Here is a 19,920-nt window from a genome sequence, read left to right on the forward strand (position 1 = left end):
TGAGGCATGATCGGGCAGACGAAAGCCGTCCGCGTATGGTCCGGCGTACGTTTTTGATACAGTTGCAATTTAGCGGAGCGCCACCGTTGGCCGCTACCTCCGGCGAGGCCTGACGCAGAGCGAACGCTGCAATCTCAGACGGAAATCCATAGTGAAATCATCATCGAATCGATTAGATCCGTGCCCATGTCCGACACTCTCGACGTAACCACGAAGCAAACGAAGCATCGCCGCAGCCAGGCTGATCGCAGCGCGGAGAGTCGCGCCAGGATTATTGCGGCCGCCCGCGATGTCTTGTGCGCGCAGGGTTACTCGGGCGCCACGATGTATACGATCCGCGACGCCGCGGGAATGAGTCTCGGGGCCATTCAGCATCAGTTTCCTACCAAGGCGAATGTCATGGCGGCCCTTACGGCTGAGATATCTGCCTCTGTAGCCAGGACGTTCGCCGAAGCCATCCGACGAGGAAGAACGCCAAAGGAATCGATGGAAAATCTGCTCGACGCCAATTTCGATAGGCTCAACCGTCCAGAGATGGCCGCCTTGCTAGAAATTAGCCTGGCCCGACGGAACGACCCCGAACTGGACCGGGAAGTGACACCGAGCGTGCGGCGTTTTGACCGACGCGTGCGCTCGTGGATATATCGAATTCTCCGTGCGGCCGGGGTAGATTTCGACGAGACCCAGCAGCAATGCCTCCAGATGCTCAATAATTCCATGACGCGCGGACTGACGGTGGAGTTCATTCAGAATCCCGACAATCCTGTGATCGAGCGTTGTGTGCGAATCTGGAAAGCACAAATACTGGACATGTGTTTCGGCGGCACGGATCGCCTGGACGAAAAGTTGTCCTAAGGGACCGTCATCGCGTTGTCGTGGGAAGCCACGACAGCCAACGTTTGCCGAAAAGGATCTCGCTGCGGTACACCGATTCCCTTCGGCGCCCATTGCGGAGCGAGCCGACCGACCATTTGCTGCTATCACATCGCCCCACGCCCTTTCGCTGTCGATCGGGTTTGCTCTCGCGGAGACATCAAGGGAACGGTAGGTCATCGTCCCTACTCCACGGTCGAGACCTGAATGTTCAAGAGCATCGCTGCAGGCTCGCCCGCAACGATGTCCGAGGCATCCCTTCTCTGCCTCAATCCCTTGGGGCCCCGGCAACTTGCGAAGCCGGCGCGCCTTGTGATGGCACAAGGAAACGTAGCGCCCGTGTGACGGCCACGCCGAGCACCGATGTGTGCGTTTCGTCGTCGAACAGCGCGAGTTCAGTCGATACGCCATGCGCGGCGAGTGCTGCGCGCATTCGATAGGCATTACTGATGATCGAGGCGGCGGCGAGCGCCTCGCCCGGCTCCTCCTCCCGCGCACCAGCCGACAGGAACACGGCTGTGCCGGTTGGGATGGCGCCGGCCGGCAAAGCGCGCACCACGTCGACCATGTGTTCATCGCCCGGTGCCGGCGGGAAATCGACCAGTGCCGGGCTTAGCATAGCGTAGCCCTGGAAGGCGTCCGGGCGTTGCGTCAGTACATGCGCGGCGAAATGGCCGCCGGCCGACATTCCGAACAGTATGCGCCGCGCGCCCGCCGTCTCGGGCAGCCGACGATTGACCTCCGGTACGACCACATCGAGCAGTGCCGTCAGAAAAGTATCCGCGCCGCCCAGTTCGAGCGCCCCGAAACCTGGAATGTCCAGCGAGCGCCGCGGTCCTCGATAGAAATCGAGGCCGCGCCGACGCCCAACGAACGCATAGTCGCCGCGCTCCTCCGCGTAGCCGATACCGACGACCACCGCCGGACCGAGCTCGCCCGCATAACACCCCATGCGCGCCGCTTCGACGACGGTGCCGAAGCTGTAGTCAGCGTCGGTCACGTAGATTACCGAAGCCGCACCAACAGTCGCACCCATCGCGTGAGTTGACGGCCGCGCGATCGAGATGCGCAAACTGGCCCCCAGACCGTCCGGCGCGACGACGAAGCTCTCGACTCCGGGAATGGCGGATATAGGGGTATCGGACATGTAAACGTTGTTATTGCTCATCTGCGCTTTCTCCGTTACTTAGCATACGCGTGCCATATGAGAGCACTCCTATTACGCTAATTCTGAGTTCGGACGCCGTGAAAGTGTCACGGAAGGGTTGCGATGATGACTCAGTCGCTTATCCCCGAGAGGGCCTTTAATGGTTTCGGAACAAGGTTGGAAACAGGCAACCGGAATTCTAGCTCGGGTTGATCAGATGTTCCTCGGTGGAACTCAGTCGTCGCCGACCCAGATCGGCGGCGTGTGCCGCCACCACTCCGTGGCGCCTTCGAGCTGATAGGCAAGCGCGAGCAGAACGGCCTCGCCGCCCGGGTGGGTGGCGAACTGGATACCGACCGGCAACCCGTTATCGCTGAAGCCCATGGGAAGGCTGATGGAGGGTGTACCGGCGAAATTGTCGATCCAGCAATAGCCGGCATAGTCGACAAGGTGTTCTCTCTGGTCGAGCCACGCCAAGTCGGGGCCCATGACTCCGATACGGACGATCTCGGTGCTGAATGTCGGTGTCATCCAGACGTCGACTTCGTTCAGCCGCTCGAGATAGCTCCCCACCGCGCCCTCCATCCACCGCCACGCCGAGGCGAAGCGCTCGTCGTCAATCCGCTTGCCGACATCCACCAGGGTCGCCGAGCGATGTTCAAGATCAGTCGGTGCAATGTGGATGCCGATTTGCTCTGAAAGCGCGCCCAGCCGGCGGACAAACGAACCCTCGGTGATATCGAGCAGCATCTCGATCGCGGTGGGACCGTCGAACGGCAGACGGCCATCCGTGACGCAATGGCCGAGGCGCCCAAGCAGATCGATCGTGCCCGCGAAGACTCGCCCGACGCTGGCGTCCGGCGCTTCGCCAGTACGCATGACTGTGCTGTAGGCCTGAATGCGAAGCGTGCGGTCGATCGGCGCTGTGACGAGCGAAACGGGCGCGAAGGCGGCGCCCGGGGCGCGTATCTGGGTTGCTTCCAGCCAAGCGGCCGTATCGCGTACAGTGCGGCTGACGCAACCATTCACGGCCAGGTCGGAAATGGCGCGCATCTCCTCATCGCCGAAATTGCGCCCACGGGACGGCTTCAGGCCGACTAGTCCGCACGGCGCGGCGCCGTGACGGATCGAGCCCAAGCCGTCACTCGCATGTGCGATCGGCGTCACACCTGCGGCCACCGCAGCCGATGCGCCGCCCGATGAGCCGCCGGGCGCGTGATCGAGGCTCCATGGATTGCGCGTCACTCCGACAAGCGGCGATTCGGTCACCACATTGAGTCCCAGTTCGGGCATCGTCGAGCGGGCGATTGAAATCAGCCCCGCATTGGCGATCGCCCGAGTGTAGGGAGCATCCTCGGTCGGAATGTAATGCCGTAGCGCAGCCGCGCCCCAGCTTGATGGCAGCCCTTTTTCGTTGATCATGTCCTTGATCAGCGTCGGAATCCCGGCGAGTGGCCCCGGGTGTGGCTCGAGCGCCTGTTTGCGCGCGCGCTCGAAAGCTGGCCAGGCCATGAAGTTGAGTTGGGAATTGACGACCGTGGCGCGCTCAATGGCGCGGTCCACGAGTGCCTCAGGGGTGGTGACACCTTTGGCGAGCGCTTCACGCATGCTCGTTGCATCGGCAGGCATTCCTTCAGTTGCTAGGGTCATCCTCATGAGCCTCGTCTGGAGAGTGGATGCTTTGTTGCTCGGGTCCTTAGCCATTTTTTTTGACCGGCCCCGGTCGTTCGTTGGCCTCCGGAGCCATCGACTAAGCTTTGCCACGGTGTTGCCGCCCGGGCCCCGTCACTAATATTCCGGATGGCACTTCGGGCAACTGAACCGTGGCCGCCGCGAAATATACAAGTAAGTTGACTTTATTGTCAAATAGAAGAGTCATGACACCGCTCTATTTGTTGTGGCGAAAGAAGTCCCTCATCTTACGATATAAAAGCAGGTTGACTTTATTATATGTTAGATGGAAAATAGAAAACATAGAACATCCATCCGCATACCTCCAAGAGAGGCGACATGTCATCTCCTTTGAATACCCGCAGCGGTATCGGTCCCCTGCGTCTTTGTGGGTTTGGCGCGGGGAACTTCGGCAACTTGCTCGCCGCGATCCCCGCTTCCATGCTGCTGCTGTATTTCCTCACTGAATTCATCCACCTCGAGCCGTGGATGGCGGGGTTGGTACTGGCGCTGCCCAAGCTATGGGACGTGTTGGTCGACATGCCGATCGGACGCTATTCGGATCAGCTCGCCCTGCGCGCGCACGGCCGCATGCGCGTCGGTATGTGGAGCGCGCTAGCGCTCGCCGTGCTTCTACCCCTGACCTTCTTTCATCCCGCGCTCACCTCGAAGCCACTGCTTGCCGCGTTCTACGTGGCAATCCAGATCCTGCAGGCCACCGCCTATACCGTTTTCGGGGTCACTTATCTGGCGCTCACCGGTGATCTCGTGGCAGATGAGGTCCAGCGTAACAGGCTGCTCACCTCATCCATGCTCGGCGGCAACCTCGCGACGATTGCCCTAATCGTTTGCGTGCCATTCATGATCAGAATTGGTGGCGGCGGAGAACAGGGCTACTTCAATATGACCGTCATGGTCGCGCTGGTCATGACCTTTATGTTCGCCTGTTTTTACGGTGCCGTTCGCGGTGTCCCCGCACACCCCACCGCGTTATCAGAAACCCGCGCGGAAATGTCGTTGCGTGAAGGCGTCGGCGCAATCTTGCGCAACCGGACCTTCGTTGCAATCGTTGTCGTGGTCATCGGGATTGGCACAGCCAGTGGCTGCCTGAGTGCACTGCTTGCCTATGAAAACCGGTATCTGCTTGGACGCCCTCCCGAGGCCCTGTTCCTGCTCATAGGGCCGATATTCGTCGGCGGCCTGGCGGGTCTGCCGCTTGCCGCTCCCCTATTACGCCGCTTCGGTAACATCAGCACGCTGAGTTTCGGCCTCCTTGCGCTCGCGTCGGTGTTCGTCTTTTACTGGTCCGGCCTCCTTTACGCGTCGATACCCATGATCGTTGGCTGTGGAGCACTGTTCGGTGTGTTCAATTCGGTCATCTCTGTAGCCCTGCCTGCCGCCGCGCTCGATACGGCCAAATCGTTTCAGGGCGGTCCCTCTGTCGGCCTGTATCTCGGCATGTTCCTGTCGGCGCAGAAACTTGGCATGTCGCTCGGAGGCGTGTTCTCAGGCGGCCTGTTATCGCTCATCGGCTATCACCCGGATGCTCCGGCCGATCCCGCGCTACGGCAAGGCATCGCCCTGGCAGGCCTGGTCGGCCCTCTGACGCCCCTACTCATCGCTTGTCTTGCCATGCTGTTACACGGGGCCTATGCACCCCGCAAGCAAGCAACCGCCGCTCAGGCGGAGCCCCACGTCAAGATCATGTAAACACCCCGGACTGCCACAACCAGCGAGCTGGGGGGTGAAGAGGCAGATATAGGTTTTCAACAGAATGGCGGTGCGTTCAGTTTCCGGTGGAGACGAGTAATGGCGGTTTCAGAACTAGTCAGTGCATTCGACGAATTATTTTTGCCCTTCAATCGCAGCGATGCGCCCGGTCTGACGGTTGGCATTGCCCAGCACGGTAAGCTGTTGTACCGGCGGGGCTTCGGGCTCGCGAGTCTGGAGCACGCGGAAGCAAATATGCCGACCACCCGATTTCGAATCGGCTCGACCAGCAAGCACTTCACCAGCCTGCTGGCCCTGCTGCTGGCCGAGGACGGCAAACTCGATCTTGACGCTCCGACTCGCCGCTATATTCCCGAACTCACCGGACCCAGCGGTGAGCCTACGCTCAGGCAACTCCTCCAGCACCGTGGCGGCTCGCGTTGCCATGTCGATGTCGGCTTCCTCGCTCACGGTCTCGCTATAGCATCCAGGGGAAACGCGCTGGCCATGCAGGTGCGCCAGACGAGCCGCAACTTCGCACCAGGTCGGGCGATGATATACAACAACAGCGGCTATCACCTGGTGTCGATCGCCATCGAACGGGCAAACCGCGCGCCGTTTGAAGAGCAGTTAAAGCAGCGGCTATTCGGTCCTGTTGGCATGGTCGACACCGCGCCCATTCCGAGCGACAGCATCATCGTGCCGGGCACGATCCTCGGTGAAATCGCGATCGGGCTGGACGAAGCTGTGCAGGGTAAGGGATTAACGGTCAGGTTCGGCGGCCAATCGACGGTCTACGGCAAGGTGTCGAAGGATACTGCCGACGTTGAGGTCTTCGCGACTGCATCCGCCGGCCAGTACTACAGTGGCGATGCAGAGTGCACGGCCGTAATCATAAAGGACGGCAAAAATCTCATGCTCCGATGCGACGACCCATATGGGCAGATCGAGAGTGAGCTGATTTGCCTAGGTGAGACAGTTGCGCGTGGCGCATACCCTCTGTGGGGCGGTTATACCTCGTTGAGTTTTTCCGGGCAGGACGGGCAAATAACTGAGTTCCAGCTCAACTCGATGCGCACACGAGGTCTCACGTTCAAGCGCAAGCTGGCTAGCTGAGCGTCCGGTCATTTCTCAATCGGCATGCATGAATTTACATGCGCCAACGGAGGAACGCATATCGGCCACAGCAATCGCCGGTAAGTCAATCGAGGCGCGAAAGCCAGCAATCTGTGCGCATCATCTATTACTGCGCTGAGGCACCGGGAAAACCGATGTATGCCGCACAGGCATGAATCGGAATCGACAACATTAGGAGAGACGTTTGGACGCAAGACTCTGGGCACCCAGCTATGGTGACATTCCGCTGGAGATCGATGCCGACGCGCATCGCTCTGTCACGCACATGCTCGAACATGCCATGCGCACGTTCGCAGATCGGCCGGCCTTCCGCTCCTTCGGTCAAACGTTGACCTATGCGGATATCGATCGCCTGTCGCGCGACTTCGCGGCATATCTGCAGCAGACGCTTGGGATTGCGAAAGGTGACCGGGTCGCCGTGATGAGCCCGAATCTACTCGCGTTTCCGATTGCCTTTCTCGGCATCATCCGCGCGGGCGCGGTACAGGTGAGCGTCAATCCCTTCTATACGCCGCGCGAACTGGAGCATCAGCTCAGAGACTCGAACGTAGGTGTCATCCTCGCGTACAGCGGAAGCACGGGCGTTGTGGCCGAGGTCGCGCAGAAAGTCGCGCTCACGCACGTCATCACGATCTGCCCTGGCGATGGTACCTCGGTCGATCTGCCCGCAGCCCCAATCGATCCACGGCTGCACGCCACCGTTTCTTTTCGCGAAGCACTCGCCATGGGTGCCAAGCTGCAGTTCGAGCAGGTCGACCTGACAGGAGATGATCTGCTGCTCCTGCAATACACAGGGGGAACGACCGGGCTATCCAAGGGGGCAGCGCTCACCCATCGCAATCTGGTGGCGAATACCGAGCAGTTCAAGGCATTCACACCGACCGCCACTCGCCCCGGGCAGGAAGTGATCGTCACGGCATTACCGCTCTATCACATCTTCGCGCTGATGGTGAATTTCATCACCTATTTCTCGATCGGCGCGGACAACTGGCTGGTTACCGATCCGCGCGATACGGATGCGCTCATCGATATCCTGCGCGCATCGAAGCCGACCAGCTTCATGGGTGTCAATACGCTGTACACAGCACTTGCGACTCACCCCGGCCTTAAGGACGTGGATTTCTCCAATCTGCGTCTCGCTGGCGGTGGCGGCGCTGCGATCATCCCGGCGACATCGACCCGCTGGCAGCAGGTCACAGGCACCTTCATTCGTGAGGGCTACGGATTGTCAGAGACTGGCCCAGTCCTGACGTTCAATCCGCACTATATCGAGACGTTCAACGGGACCGCGGGCCTGCCACTGCCTTCCACCGATATCCAGTTGCTGACCGCCGACGGCCAACGGGCGGCGCAGGGCCAATCGGGGGAAATCTGCGCGAAGGGGCCACAGATAATGCGCGGCTACTGGAATCAGCCGGAGGCGAACCACGCGGCCTTTACTGCCGACGGCTATTTTCTCACTGGAGACATCGGCGTCTTCGACGAAAAGGGATTCCTCAGGATCGTCGACCGCGTTAAGGACATGATCATCGTCTCCGGATTCAACGTCTATCCGAACGAGGTCGAGGCCGTAGCAGCCGCCTGTGCAGGCGTGGCTGAATGTGCATGCATCGGCGAGCCGGATGAGAAAACGGGAGAAGCGGTACGACTCTTTGTCGTCCGAGTCCCCAGTTCTGCCCTGACGGAGAATCAGATCGTCGAACACTGCCGGCATGGGCTCGCCGCTTACAAGGTACCGAGGACCGTCACGTTCGTCGAGACACTTCCGAAATCGACGGTGGGCAAGATGCTGCGTCGCGAGCTCCGGCATAGGTAGGTCGCGCAGGGTCTGGTTTCACCAGAAGGGGTAAATACGTACGCACCAGCTTTGCCCGCATACAGTCTCGATTTCATTAACCGAAGCCAATGCATCGTATGCTTCCACAACCTATTACCGTTTCCGCCGCATTTGTGCGGGGCATGCTCTCGGGCATGAAGGTACTGCGCATACCCTGCGATGACTGGTTGTGGCGAGTGGGGATACCCCCCGAGCTCCTGAATCAGAAAGGTGCACGCGTGACAGCGGAGCAGTACGTCATGCTTTTTCAGCGCGTAGCGGAAGACCGAAACGACGACGGACTTGGGTTCTTCTCCCGTCAATTACCTAACGGGAGTATTGCGTTGTTGCTGCGCAGCATTCTTACGTCGCCGACGCTAGAAGTCGCGATGCGACGACTGTGTCGCGGATTCGAAGTACTGCAGCAGGACATTCGAATGCGCGTTGTCAGGGATGGGAGTCTCACTGGCATATGCATTGACGTGCCACCCGAGTTCTATCCTGACCGCCTCTTCTTGCCAGAGTATCTGACTCGAGCGCTTTTTCGCCTGTTTGACTGGTTAAAAGGCAGACGACTCACGATCGTGCGGTTTGATTTCGCCCACCCGTTTCCAGACCACGGCGGCGAATACATCAAGCTATTTCCCGGTGAAATACGCTTCAATCAGCACGTTACTGCGATGTGGATGAATTCCCTCGATCTTCTCACTCCGATATATCGCGACGATGCGGCAACGAGCCGCTTTCTTGAGGGGTTTTACCGATACATCGTGATACCGAAACGTAGCGACTACCTCGTGGAAGAACAGGTCCGTGACCACCTCCTGCGTACAAATCCGCTATGGCCAGATCTGCGGCGAACGGCCGACGCGCTGAAAAGGCCGGCAAGCACGCTTCAGAGGCAGCTGGCCGACGAAGGCACGTCATTCCGGACGGTCAAAGACACACTGCGGCGCGATCTTGCCATAATACGGCTGGTTTCTCCGACCGTTCCAATGTCGAAGATAGCAAACGAATTGGGGTTTTCAGATAGCGCTGTTTTTCAGCGAGCCTTCAAGGGATGGACGGGAATCGCGCCCGGAACCTATTGGAAAAATAGGCTGCAGTCCGCTATTCCGACGGTCCAGCCAGACGATTGAAAGGCGCGTTGCCATCGACGCACGAAGGGCGCATACCCGCAGGCCTTCTGGCAGACTCCCGCTACCGGTGTCCGCCTATGCGAATCTTGCTTCAATACCGCAGGGTGCGTCTCCTTAGGCGCCTGCCACGGACCAATGGTCTGTTCAAGACCGCTCTTTCGCTATCCAGCTTTCGGAGCTCACTCCACGGCCCAGTCCGATGAGACTGATCGTCCGCGTCGAGGGCCATCGAGCACCGACTTCAACCACTTTCCAACCTATGACCGCCGAGGCTCGGTTTGTACGCTCCAGCGTTCTTCCATGGGGGTTTGTGAATCTAGGTCTTTTGCAATTCGATTGATCCGACTTGCAATTGCCCCCGGACTGGGGGCTTCTACGATACGTATTTCAAACATACAGGGACGCAGCGCTCGCGCGCAATCGTTGTGCGCAGGCCAGCCGCATTAGTTAAGAGTGGACACCGTTTCCCACACTGCAGAATGTTGATTACCAGGTATAAATCCCCAAGTGGTGTCGAACTTCGCAACATCTCGCCCCTCTCCGGCACTAGGGAAAAGCCCTGGTGGAAGACGCGGTGAGAACCTTGATCACTAATTGATAATTAAGAGGTGCTATGACTTCGTCTGTGGTTGTTGCCGGTGTCGGCATGATCCCTTTCACAAAACCCGGAGCCAATGAGCCATATCCGGCGATGGTGGCAACAGCGGTCCTCGCCGCACTGGCCGACGCCGGAATCGACTATACCAAGGTGCAGCAAGCCTACGCAGGTTATGTGTACGGCGATTCGACTGCCGGCCAACGCGCACTGTATGAGGTCGGTATGACCGGAATCCCGGTTGTCAACGTTAACAACAATTGCTCGACCGGCTCGACTGCCCTGTACCTTGCGCGTCAAGCAGTGGCGAGCGGGACGATTGAGTGTGCGCTCGCATTCGGTTTCGAACAGATGACGCCCGGCGCACTGGGCGTGAAGTTTGCCGATCGTCCTAGCCCCTTCGAGCGTTTCGATGCTTTGACAGCCGAACTCGTCGACATCGCCGATATACCATTCGCGCTGCGCTACTTTGGTGGCGCGGGTCTCGCTCACATGAAGGAATTCGGCACAAAAGTCGAAACGTTCGCAAAGATTCGTGCGAAGGCAAGTCGTCACGCAGCCAGAAATCCAATGGCCGTTTTCCGGCAGGTATTGACCGAGGAAGAGGTGATGGACTCGCCGATGATCTGGCCTGGCGTGATGACGCGGTTGATGGCCTGTCCGCCGACATGTGGCGCGGCTGCAGCGATCGTGGTGTCGGAGGCATTCGCGAAGAAGCATGGTCTCGATGCATCAGTGCGAATCCGGGCCCAGAGCATGACAACCGACACGCCAGTTGCCTTTGACGCGCGGGACATGCGCGAAGTGGTGGGTTTCAGCATGACGCGCAATGCGGCCCAACAGGTGTATGAAGCAGCAGGCATCGGTCCCGAGGATCTCAGCGTGGTTGAACTGCATGACTGCTTTGCTCACAACGAACTGATTACCTATGAAGGACTCGGTCTTTGCCCGTTGGGCGGTGCAGAGAAGTTCGTAGTCGACGGGAACAACACATATGGCGGCAAAGTCGTCACCAATCCGTCTGGCGGCCTGCTCTCAAAGGGACATCCCTTGGGCGCCACAGGATTGGCGCAATGCGCTGAACTGGTCGCCCAACTGCGTGGTCGTGCTGAAGCACGGCAGGTCGAAGGCGCGCGACTGGCGCTGCAGCACAACCTCGGCCTCGGCGGCGCTTGTGTCGTTACCCTGTACGAACGGGTCACAGCATGATCGACAAAAAATGGATCGGCTACGAGATCGGCAGTTCCACATTCCACATCGAAGCGGGGCGGCTGAAATTCTTTGCGAAATCAATAGGCGAGACCAATCCTATCTACACCGACGAAACCGTGGCCCGCGCTGCGGGTTATACCGATATTCCGGCCCCGCCCACATTCCTGTTTGCTGCAGAACTCGATTCTGGCGCCACGTTCCATCTTTTTGATCTGATGGGGGTGCCGCTCGAACGACTGCTGCACGGCGAGCAAAATTTCGAGTTTTTTGGGCCAGTCGTCGCCAGCGACACGGTAACGGTCACGTCTCAGATCAAGGACATCTACGAAAAGAAGGGAGGCGCGCTCGAATTCATCGAAGTCGCATCAAATGTTGTCAGCGATCGCGGCGACCTCGTGGCCCGGATGCGCTCGGTGACCATCATCCGCAACTGAGAGATTACCGATATGACTACGCTGAATTTTGATACTGTTCAGCTCGGCGACGAACTGCCCGTGTTGCAGTTGCCTCCCCTGGATCGACGTACGCTCGCTCTTTTCGCCGGTGCATCAGGAGATCACAACCCCATCCACATCGACCTTGACTTCGCGCGACGGGCCGGCATGCCGGACGTTTTCGCACATGGCATGCTAGGTATGGCCTGGCTCGGCAAGCTGCTGACCGATTGGACGCCGCAAATGCAATTGCGCCGCTTCGACGTAAGGTTTCAAGGCATTACGCACATCGGCAACGTCATCCAATGCAGCGGCCGGGTCGTCGAGAAACTGGATGTCAACGGTGAGCGCCGTGTGCGTGTCGAAGTGCAAAGCGTGAACCAGTTTGGCCAATTAAAACTCGCTGGGGAAGCGCTGGTAGCGCTCCCTTAAATATATTTAGGATTATTTATTTTATGACTCAGAAACTCGACGGAAAAGTTGCACTGATAACCGGATCAGGTCGAGGCATCGGTCGATCGATTGCGCTAAAACTTGCCAGTGAAGGCGCACGTATTGTTGTCAACGATCTTGACGATGAACCGGCACGGGAAGTTGTGCAGGTGATCCGTGATGCCGGTGGTCAGGCTGTGGCTTGCATCGGCAGCGTCGCCGCGCCGGATTTTGCCGAGCGTTTTGTCGGTACAGCGCTCAGCAACTATAAGGGGTTGGATATCATCGTCAATAACGCCGGATACACCTGGGACAACGTCATCCAGAAGATGACTGACGAACAGTGGTACGCGATGATCGACTGCCATATGACAGCGCCATTCCGGATTCTGCGCGCAGCGCAACCGGTGATCCGGGCACTCAACAAATCAGAAACCGAAGCGGGTACATCCGTGGTGCGCAAGGTAGTAAACATCTCGTCAGTCGCGGGCCTGTTCGGCAACGCGGGGCAGATGAATTACGCGGCCGCCAAAGCCGGCATTGTCGGCATGACGCAGACGCTCGCAAAGGAATGGGGCCGCATAAAGGTGACTGTTAATTGCGTCGCGTACGGGATGATCAACACGCGCCTTACTACCGTGGCAGGCAGTGGCGCTACAGCAAACATCGATGGACGGGAAATTAAGGTCGGAGTGAACCCGGATCTACTGGCTATGCTGGAAAAAGGTATCCCCTTAGGCCGTGCCGGAACACCGGAGGAAGCAGCGGGCGCGGTATACGTGCTCTGTGTTCCGGAGTCGGACTATGTAAGTGGCCAGACGCTAATGTGTAGCGGCGGCCTCACAGGGATCTAGACCATGTTGCCGCCACTGTACCGCCATCGATGGATGGACGACGAGATTGACGCTTTCCGGGAGCAAGCTCGCCGCTACATCGCTGGCGAACTGGTCCCTCATCTTGAATGCTGGCGCCGTCAGGGATACATTCCACGCGAGGTGTGGAGGCCGTTCGGGGAAATGGGCTTTCTGCTGCCGGAACTGGACGAGAAGTATGGAGGTGCCGGCGCCACGCTGGCCTATCAGCTCGTCGTTCAGGACGAATTGGCCAAGGCAGAGATTCCCGCAAACAGTGCTGTGCACTCGATCGCCGCGCACTACATCATCGACTACGGCACTGAAGCGCAGAAACAGCGATGGTTACCGAAGCTTGCCAGCGGTGAAATGCTGGCGGGCATCGCGTTAACTGAGCCCGGTTGCGGCTCGGATCTTAAGGCCCTGCGAACGCGGGCGCGGCGTGAAGGTGATGAGTATCTGATTGACGGTGCCAAAACCTTCATCACCAACGGATTTACGGCGAATCTGCTTGTGGTAGCGGTCCGTACCAGCGACGCAGGCAGTCGCGGCGTCTCGCTAGTCGTGCTGGAAACGGAGAACCTGACGGGATTCCACGTTGGACGTCGGCTGAAGAAGCTGGGACAACATGCCTCCGATACCGTGGAGCTGTCCTTCGAAAACGTGCGTATCCCGGTTGATCATCTTCTGGGCGGAGCCGAAGGTGGTGGCTTCGCCCAGTTGATGAGCCAACTTCCGTATGAGCGTCTGCTACTCGCCGTGTCCGCCGCCGCCGTGATCGAGTACGCGTTAGAGCTCACGCTTGAATATACTCAGCAGCGCAACGCGTTCGGACAACCCTTGTATGGATTCCAGAACACGCGTTTCAAGCTTGCGGAGTGCGCTACGCTCGCGCATGTCGTACGCACCTTCGTCAACGACTGCATCCAACGCCTGCTCGACGGCACACTCGACGATACGGCGGCATACATGGCCAAATGGTGGTGCACCGAACAACAGTGCAAGGTGACCGACGAATGTCTGCAGTTATTCGGAGGATACGGCTATATGGTCGAGTACCCTATCGCAAGACTTTACGCTGACTCCAGAGTCCAGCGTATTTACGGCGGGGCGAATGAGATCGTGAAAGAACTCATTGCGCGCGGATTATCACCATGAAACCACCGTAAATCCTATTCGCATTGCCAAGTTCCGACAGGAGCCGTTCGACTGCACGGAAACAGGCCCCAGCGGCTCCTTCGGCCGAATCGTTGTGCTGGCCGACCGCAATAATTTGGTTGATCGATTCCGGCATGGTCCTATGCGATCAATCGCCCCGTATCCCGCTGCGGTTAGTTTGTGCAAACGCAGATGCTGTTATTGAGGTCCAGTTTTGAGCGTTGACTCGGACCAAGCGAACGCCGCCGTCATCTGCTCGGCCTCTTCCGTCGGCGACCGGCCGAACACGCGCTTGAATTCTCGACTGAATTGCGACGGGCATTCATAGCCGACCGTTGCCGAGGCAGCGGCTGCCGTCAGCCCGTGCGGATCATCAGCAGGCGCGCCTGGTGCAGCCGCGTCGACTTAAGATATTGAATCGGCGTCGTGTGGGTCACAGCTTTGAAATGGCGGTGAAATGTCGGGACACTCATGCCGCTTTCGCTGCACAAGGTATCCACGTCGATACGCTTGTCGTAATCGGTGTGGATGCGGCGGAGCGCCCGCGCGATCTGGGAGAAATGACCGGTGGCCGTGAGCGACGCACGCATTGCATCGCCTTGCTCGCCGGTAAGCACCAGGAAGAATATTTCGCGCACCACCAACGGCGCGGCGATCCGGGCCTCCAACGGAGAGCCAAGCGCCTCTAAAAGACGAAGCATGGTCTTCGACAGCCGATCGTTTAGTTGGGTGGAATAGATTCCTCGTGGAGTCTCGGGTGGCTTTCCACGTCATCTGTCGCAGCACACAGGCGGCTTCGTGATCGCGCGCGGCAAGTTGTCCCGTCTCGTGCCGGTTGAGAATGCGTCAATGCCGGGTCGCACCGTGATCCAGTGGGACAAGGACGATCTGGAAGCGCTCGGCCTGCTGAAGATCGATGTCCTCGCACTTGGCATGCTGTCGGCGATCCGCCGCGCCCTCGAGCTCGTAGCGCAGCAGCGCGGCGAGCCGTTCGAAATGCAGGACATCCCGCCCGAGGACGGAGCGACTTACGACATGATCTGCGCGGCCGACACGGTTGGCGTATTCCAGATCGAGTCGCGTGCCCAGATGAGCATGCTGCCGCGATTGAAACCGCGCGAGTTTTACGATCTCGTGATCGAAGTCGCGATCGTGCGGCCGGGCCCGGTTCAGGGCGGCATGGTGCATCCGTATCTGCGGCGGCGTCAGGGCATCGAGCCCGTCTCCTACCCGAGCCCCGAAGTCGAGCAGGCACTGAAACGCACGCTCGGCGTGCCGATCTTTCAGGAGCAGGTTATGCAGGTTGCGATGCTCGCGGCAGGTTTCAGCGCCGGCGAAGCTGATCAGCTGCGCCGCGCTGTGGCGGCATGGAAGCGCAAGGGTGGCCTGCAGCACTATCATGACCGGATCGTCGAAGGCATGCGTCAGCGCGGCTACGACCGTGAATTCGCCGAGTCCATCTTTGCCCAGATCCAGGGCTTCGGCGAGTACGGCTTTCCCGAAAGTCACGCGGCAAGCTTCGCCCTTCTCGTCTACGCAAGCTGCTGGCTCAAGCGCCATGAACCCGCAGCGTTCCTCTGCGCGATGCTGAACAGCCAGCCGATGGGCTTTTACTCGCCTTCGCAGCTTGTACAGGACGCGATGTGAACGGCGGTCGAAATCCGACACTAAACGGCGGCGCGTGTTTTTTGAGCACGCTTGTTGCTTAGCGCTGTTTGGCGGCAAGCCTCGTAGCGGGGTCAAGGGCAAGCGGAGCTTGGCGAAGCGAACCCTTGACGTCGCGAAGGGGCGATATGCTGGGACATGGGAGCGGATTTTCGCCGCCGTTTAGTGTCGCTTTTACGCCGCCGACAACACGCGAAGCGCCACGGCGTTGGCGTGCTGCCGGTTGACGTGGCCATCAGCGGTTGGGATCCGGCCATGGAAGGCGATAACAGTATGGCGCCCGTGCGGCTCGGCATGTCCGTTGTTCGCGGCATGCGCGAGGAAACTGCCAGGCGCATTGAGGCGGCACGCGCAGTCAGGCCGTTTCGCTACGTCGCCGATCTTGCCAACCGCGCGCAACTCGACCGCCACGACCTGCAGGTGCTGGCGGCAGCGAACGCGCTCAAGCCGCTTTCCGGGGACCGCAGGCAGGCACTGTGGGCGGCAGTCGCCGCGGTGCCCGACAAGGATCTGTTGCGCGCAACGACACGCGAGGAAGAGGCGCCGGCACTCACGGCTCCGACGGAAGGACAGGACCTGATAGCGGACTACCGCTCGACTGGGCTCACTCTCGGCCGTCATCCGCTTGCACTGCTGCGCGAAAAGCTGCTGTCCATGCGGCTGATGCCCGCCGAAGCGCTGATGCGCTACCGCAGTGGACAGCTCGCGCGGGGATGCGGGATTGTGACCGTGCGGCAGCGCCCCGGCACCGCGAACGGCGTGGTGTTCATGACGCTTGAGGACGAGACGGGGTCGGTCAACGTCATCGTCTGGCAGTCGGTGCTCGAGCGGCAACGGCGCGAGGCGCTCGGAGCATCGCTGCTCGCTGTGTATGGCGTGTGGCAGCGCGAAGGCGACGTGACGCACCTTGTCGCACAACGGCTCGTCGACGTGTCGCATCTCCTTGGCGAACTGCCGACGGCGAGCCGCAATTTTCACTGAAACAACGAGGAAAGACACGATGGCGAACTACAACGTCCTGTTTGACGCGTAGGCGGCCGCTGAGGAAGTCATACCGCGCGTTGTCGAGCGTCATCGCTCGAAGGGCATTCTGACGTGGAAGCTGCTTCATCAGATGGAAGAGGAAGTGCTGGCCGAGGTAACGGCTGGTGGCAGGTTCAGCGACCGATTGCTGCAGATGATCTGCGCGCCGGCGGTGCTGGAATATCCGAATGACGATCGGCCTGCGTCGTTCGAGGGGCATGACTTCGTCCCGATCGTGTTCGGCGCACTGGAACGTGCATGGCGGCAGGTTCACTAGGGCGATCTTCCGGCGACTGCCAGGAGCCTGCGGGAATCCGTCTTGCTGCGGCACACATGCCATCGCCGGGAGGACGTCGTGTGCTATGGAGAACCAGACAGGCTGCTTGAACTTGTGATGGGCGCGCTCACAGCGATGAAAAGTTTTCGCATGTTCTTGCTATTCCAGCTCGATAACGCCCGACTTCCAGTGCTCGTGCTTGCCGAGCTGCGTCTGCTCCGCCGCGTCCGCGACCCGCAACAAAGCGTTCGCCAGCGCCCGGAGATTCGCAGGATAAATGTCTTGCCCGTTCCCCGTAGCAGAGTCGAGCGTGACGAGCGGCGCACCGTGCCGGTCCTTGCATAGCCTGTATACGAGTTGCTTCATGCGGGATTTTCCTTGTGCGGCCGGAACCGCTTTTTCGATTCAATACTCGTGCTTCCTGAGCAAGCGTTCAGCCTGGTCGAAGTCTCCGAAGATCGGCGGGTCGATGCGATCCTCAATCGCTCACGCGAGCGATCAACGTGTGCCTTGGTCGCCACGCGCTTCTAGAACGCTGTGTCGGCACGCAGCGACTCGAGACGGTCCTCGCGACGACGCATCCGCACCAAAAATGACTATGCACGCGGGTTCGCTGCGATTGCCAATAATACGGCCGCGGCAACTGTGCTCGCCACTGCATCATAATATTAGCCGCGAGCTACTGACGCCCGGCGCCGGATGAACCTGTGGCAGGCCTGTCAAAGATCTGCAGGAAACCGCTCCGGATCTGCACAGCCTTTGTCCTGAGCAGGTGCTCGAAAGCGCGCTCGCGCAACTTCTGCGACTGCTCTACGAAGGCCAGCGCAGCAGACATCTCATGGGCAGCGTTTTGCGGGGTTACGCGCGTACAGCACGCCCGCTCGCGGAACTTCTTCAGCAGGCCATGATTCGGAGCGTCTGGCTGCTCATTCTCGGGTGAAGCGAGGGTTTTCACTGTCCCGTCGGACATTGGCACAAGAGGGAACAGCACACAGCCTTGAGGTTTGGCGGTCCATCGGTGCTCGCTAGCGTCGACGGCAACTTCCTCGAGAAAACACGTGCGGCGTTCCGTAAGGAAAACGCAGCCGCCTACTTCCTCGGCCTGCCGGTCGAACTGGAGCGTCGTGTGATAGAGCGGCTGGCCCGTGGCCACCGACCAGCGCGTGCTCTGCGGCTTCTTGCCAAGAAACTCGCTCGTCGCCGCATTCCTGAAGAAGTGAAAGCGCGAAACGCCGTCACAGGTGACAAGCGCCGGCGTCACGACCAGTTTTTCTTCGTCAACTCCCGCCAGCACGAACCTCATGGCGAAATGGTTCGCGAACCGGTCGAAGTGACGATCGGCGAACTGATGGATCGCCGCGACATCTCTCGCCTCGAGGAACACTGCGTCGTCGCAACACGTTCCCCAGCAGGACGGCGGGCAAGCGAAGCCACTGACAGCCGGCGCGTCAGCTGCGGCGATGGGGATGATCTGGCGGGCGCCAGTTTCAGGCACCGTAGCAACAGGATTGCGCTCGATGCCTGCTTTCGCGGCGGCGGCCTTGGGGCGCATAAAGCCAATCAGCTTCCGCCAAAAGTTGTTCGGCGACGTTACGTTACTCATCTCTTCTCAGCGAAAGGGTACTGTACCGAGGGGCTCGGAGGGAGAAGTGTCTGCGCTAGCGCGACCAAAGGAAATTCTTCCATAGCTTACGTTTCCGTCTACGCGTTACCACCGAAGCTGTGCGCCCAGCGTAAAAATGGCACCGAGTACCCGACAAAAATCGGCGAGGTGCAGCGCGACCATCAACCTTCCGCACACAGCCACTCCTCCGCTGTTTGCCTGCTCACCACAGGCGATGCGCGCGCTTTGCCTATCTCATTACGCAGGGTAATCAGGCGGCACGAAGATGCCCGCAGACGCCGAACACTGAACAAACAAAGACGGGTCCAAGTCCGCTCCCCGCGCGATCTCACCGGGCACGGCGTGAAAAGCGTCCGCGATTGCATAAATGCGTTTGACTTCTTCGTCGGCGACATTTGACCTCATCATCGTGGCCGCCAGCTGGCGAATCTCGATCAGCGCGCGATGCGTTGCCATCAGTTCTGTCTGCTGCTTTTTATTCATCGGATTTTCTCCAATTTTCTCGCCTTCCACATGCGGTGACCGCGCCGAACGGAACCCACGCAGCGCATGAGTTACATCGCGGATAGAGTTCACGGTATGGCCTTGCGATCTACGCGTGCGCTTTTCCGATTCAACGAAGGCGACGCGCCCGATCCACAATAGACGCCGCGAGTTCGGCGGCAACGGCGGTCCGAGTGGCTTGCTGCACCCCGTGACCGTCTTATCTTGCGGGGCGAGTATCTCCCCAAGTGCCCGACGATCTTCGTGGCCACGACTGCATTCGCCAACGGTTACCGAGCGACAAGCGCTATCGTTGGGAGTTCCGTAAGCACGGGCAGGAAATCGTGCTCGACGTTCCCGGCGCACTCACGCTGGATCGCATCGGACTCATGGTTGAGGCCGCGTCCGATGGGTTGGGCTTTGCATACGTACCGGAGTCCGCGGCCCGCGAATGGCTGGATGATGGTCAAATGCAAATGGTGCTGGAAGACTGGTGCCCGTTCATCCCAGGACTGTGCCTGTACTATCCAGGGCATCGCCACGTACCCGCTGGCCTGCGGGCGTTCATAGATGTGCTCAAGGAAACCGAGGAGTCCCGCTCGGGAGTGTCCGTTGTCGAGGAGGCCGACTGACCGCTGCGGGTCGAGGTTGTGTGGAAACGCGTAGCACAGAT

General features: G+C 59.5%; 16 protein-coding genes and 4 pseudogenes. 14 read left to right on the forward strand and 6 right to left on the reverse strand.

From position 1 onward, the window contains the following. Positions 1-186 precede the first annotated feature (186 nt). Positions 187-855 carry a TetR/AcrR family transcriptional regulator gene (locus tag GH665_RS36360; RefSeq protein WP_153141862.1) on the forward strand — a complete coding sequence of 223 codons (669 nt, stop codon included), beginning with the start codon at positions 187-189 and terminating at the stop codon, positions 853-855. Between the two features lie 286 nt (positions 856-1,141). Here the strand turns inward: GH665_RS36360 and GH665_RS36365 are convergent, their stop codons facing one another. Beyond that, on the reverse strand, positions 1,142-2,041 hold the full coding sequence (locus GH665_RS36365) for an alpha/beta hydrolase (RefSeq protein ID WP_153141863.1): 900 nt from the start codon (positions 2,039-2,041) through the stop codon (positions 1,142-1,144). Positions 2,042-2,254: 213 nt separating this feature from the next. Next, a complete protein-coding gene (locus GH665_RS36370) occupies positions 2,255-3,628 on the reverse strand; it encodes an amidase (RefSeq protein WP_167531056.1) in 1,374 nt (457 codons plus the stop codon). Between the two features lie 402 nt (positions 3,629-4,030). Here GH665_RS36370 and GH665_RS36375 point away from each other — a divergent pair, with 402 nt between their 5' ends. The 9 genes from GH665_RS36375 (at position 4,031) to GH665_RS36415 (ending at position 14,175) form a co-directional block, all read left to right on the forward strand. Next, positions 4,031-5,401, forward strand: coding sequence for an MFS transporter (locus GH665_RS36375; protein WP_153141865.1), 1,371 nt, complete (start codon positions 4,031-4,033; stop codon positions 5,399-5,401). A 99-nt stretch (positions 5,402-5,500) separates the two neighbouring features. Further along, positions 5,501-6,517 carry a serine hydrolase domain-containing protein gene (locus GH665_RS36380; protein WP_153141866.1) on the forward strand — a complete coding sequence of 339 codons (1,017 nt, stop codon included), beginning with the start codon at positions 5,501-5,503 and terminating at the stop codon, positions 6,515-6,517. 205 nt (positions 6,518-6,722) lie between these two features. Next, a complete protein-coding gene (locus tag GH665_RS36385) occupies positions 6,723-8,354 on the forward strand; it encodes an AMP-binding protein (protein ID WP_246216491.1) in 1,632 nt (543 codons plus the stop codon). A 155-nt stretch (positions 8,355-8,509) separates the two neighbouring features. Continuing rightward, positions 8,510-9,493 (forward strand): AraC family transcriptional regulator, encoded by a 984-nt coding sequence (locus tag GH665_RS36390; RefSeq protein ID WP_246216541.1) that lies wholly within the window; start codon positions 8,510-8,512, stop codon positions 9,491-9,493. A 613-nt stretch (positions 9,494-10,106) separates the two neighbouring features. Beyond that, positions 10,107-11,297, forward strand: coding sequence for a lipid-transfer protein (locus GH665_RS36395; RefSeq protein WP_153141869.1), 1,191 nt, complete (start codon positions 10,107-10,109; stop codon positions 11,295-11,297). Then, positions 11,294-11,734 carry a MaoC family dehydratase N-terminal domain-containing protein gene (locus GH665_RS36400; RefSeq protein WP_153141870.1) on the forward strand — a complete coding sequence of 147 codons (441 nt, stop codon included), beginning with the start codon at positions 11,294-11,296 and terminating at the stop codon, positions 11,732-11,734. The genes GH665_RS36395 and GH665_RS36400 overlap by 4 nt, the downstream gene beginning before the upstream one ends. 12 nt (positions 11,735-11,746) lie before the next feature. Next, complete coding sequence (locus GH665_RS36405; RefSeq protein ID WP_153141871.1) at positions 11,747-12,166, forward strand: MaoC family dehydratase; 420 nt, start codon at positions 11,747-11,749, stop codon at positions 12,164-12,166. A gap of 23 nt (positions 12,167-12,189) precedes the next feature. After that, a complete protein-coding gene (locus GH665_RS36410) occupies positions 12,190-13,020 on the forward strand; it encodes an SDR family NAD(P)-dependent oxidoreductase (protein ID WP_153141872.1) in 831 nt (276 codons plus the stop codon). A 3-nt stretch (positions 13,021-13,023) separates the two neighbouring features. Further along, entirely contained in the window at positions 13,024-14,175 is a 1,152-nt protein-coding gene (locus GH665_RS36415; protein ID WP_153141873.1) for an acyl-CoA dehydrogenase family protein, read from the forward strand. A 198-nt stretch (positions 14,176-14,373) separates the two neighbouring features. Here GH665_RS36415 and GH665_RS36420 read toward each other — a convergent pair. Continuing rightward, a pseudogene (locus tag GH665_RS36420) lies at positions 14,374-14,933 on the reverse strand (helix-turn-helix domain-containing protein); the annotation flags it as partial. Between the two features lies 1 nt (position 14,934). Here GH665_RS36420 and GH665_RS36425 point away from each other — a divergent pair. From GH665_RS36425 to GH665_RS39360, 3 genes and pseudogenes are all read left to right on the forward strand, one after another. Further along, a pseudogene (locus GH665_RS36425) lies at positions 14,935-15,813 on the forward strand (error-prone DNA polymerase); the annotation flags it as partial. Between the two features lie 219 nt (positions 15,814-16,032). After that, positions 16,033-16,821 (forward strand): annotated as a pseudogene (locus tag GH665_RS36430) (helix-hairpin-helix domain-containing protein); the annotation flags it as partial. 70 nt (positions 16,822-16,891) lie between these two features. Next, positions 16,892-17,140, forward strand: a complete 249-nt coding sequence (locus tag GH665_RS39360; RefSeq protein WP_425496075.1) for a DUF2471 family protein — start codon at positions 16,892-16,894, stop codon at positions 17,138-17,140. A 159-nt stretch (positions 17,141-17,299) separates the two neighbouring features. On the opposite strand, the gene GH665_RS36440 is transcribed toward GH665_RS39360, so the two are convergent. The 3 genes from GH665_RS36440 to GH665_RS36450 all read right to left on the reverse strand — a co-directional run bounded on the left by GH665_RS36440 (position 17,300) and on the right by GH665_RS36450 (position 19,340). Continuing rightward, positions 17,300-17,506, reverse strand: a complete 207-nt coding sequence (locus tag GH665_RS36440) for a hypothetical protein (RefSeq protein WP_153141874.1) — start codon at positions 17,504-17,506, stop codon at positions 17,300-17,302. A gap of 313 nt (positions 17,507-17,819) precedes the next feature. After that, positions 17,820-18,743 carry a hypothetical protein gene (locus tag GH665_RS36445; protein ID WP_153141875.1) on the reverse strand — a complete coding sequence of 308 codons (924 nt, stop codon included), beginning with the start codon at positions 18,741-18,743 and terminating at the stop codon, positions 17,820-17,822. A 258-nt stretch (positions 18,744-19,001) separates the two neighbouring features. Then, on the reverse strand, positions 19,002-19,340 hold the full coding sequence (locus tag GH665_RS36450) for a hypothetical protein (protein ID WP_153141876.1): 339 nt from the start codon (positions 19,338-19,340) through the stop codon (positions 19,002-19,004). Positions 19,341-19,474: 134 nt separating this feature from the next. On the opposite strand from GH665_RS36450, the pseudogene GH665_RS36455 reads away from it, so the two are divergent. Next, positions 19,475-19,879 (forward strand): annotated as a pseudogene (locus tag GH665_RS36455) (LysR substrate-binding domain-containing protein); the annotation flags it as partial. Positions 19,880-19,920 lie beyond the last annotated feature (41 nt).

This window comes from Paraburkholderia agricolaris, from assembly GCF_009455635.1.
Taxonomy (GTDB): domain Bacteria; phylum Pseudomonadota; class Gammaproteobacteria; order Burkholderiales; family Burkholderiaceae; genus Paraburkholderia; species Paraburkholderia agricolaris.

Coding starts and splice junctions, on each gene's coding strand:
- GH665_RS36360 (WP_153141862.1), top strand. CDS start 187: ATGTCCGACACTCTCGACGTAACCACGAAGCAAACGAAGCATCGCCGC.
- GH665_RS36365 (WP_153141863.1), bottom strand. CDS start 2,041: ATGAGCAATAACAACGTTTACATGTCCGATACCCCTATATCCGCCATT.
- GH665_RS36370 (WP_167531056.1), bottom strand. CDS start 3,628: ATGCGTGAAGCGCTCGCCAAAGGTGTCACCACCCCTGAGGCACTCGTG.
- GH665_RS36375 (WP_153141865.1), top strand. CDS start 4,031: ATGTCATCTCCTTTGAATACCCGCAGCGGTATCGGTCCCCTGCGTCTT.
- GH665_RS36380 (WP_153141866.1), top strand. CDS start 5,501: ATGGCGGTTTCAGAACTAGTCAGTGCATTCGACGAATTATTTTTGCCC.
- GH665_RS36390 (WP_246216541.1), top strand. CDS start 8,510: ATGAAGGTACTGCGCATACCCTGCGATGACTGGTTGTGGCGAGTGGGG.
- GH665_RS36395 (WP_153141869.1), top strand. CDS start 10,107: ATGACTTCGTCTGTGGTTGTTGCCGGTGTCGGCATGATCCCTTTCACA.
- GH665_RS36400 (WP_153141870.1), top strand. CDS start 11,294: ATGATCGACAAAAAATGGATCGGCTACGAGATCGGCAGTTCCACATTC.
- GH665_RS36405 (WP_153141871.1), top strand. CDS start 11,747: ATGACTACGCTGAATTTTGATACTGTTCAGCTCGGCGACGAACTGCCC.
- GH665_RS36410 (WP_153141872.1), top strand. CDS start 12,190: ATGACTCAGAAACTCGACGGAAAAGTTGCACTGATAACCGGATCAGGT.
- GH665_RS36415 (WP_153141873.1), top strand. CDS start 13,024: ATGTTGCCGCCACTGTACCGCCATCGATGGATGGACGACGAGATTGAC.
- GH665_RS36440 (WP_153141874.1), bottom strand. CDS start 17,506: ATGAAGCAACTCGTATACAGGCTATGCAAGGACCGGCACGGTGCGCCG.
- GH665_RS36445 (WP_153141875.1), bottom strand. CDS start 18,743: ATGAGTAACGTAACGTCGCCGAACAACTTTTGGCGGAAGCTGATTGGC.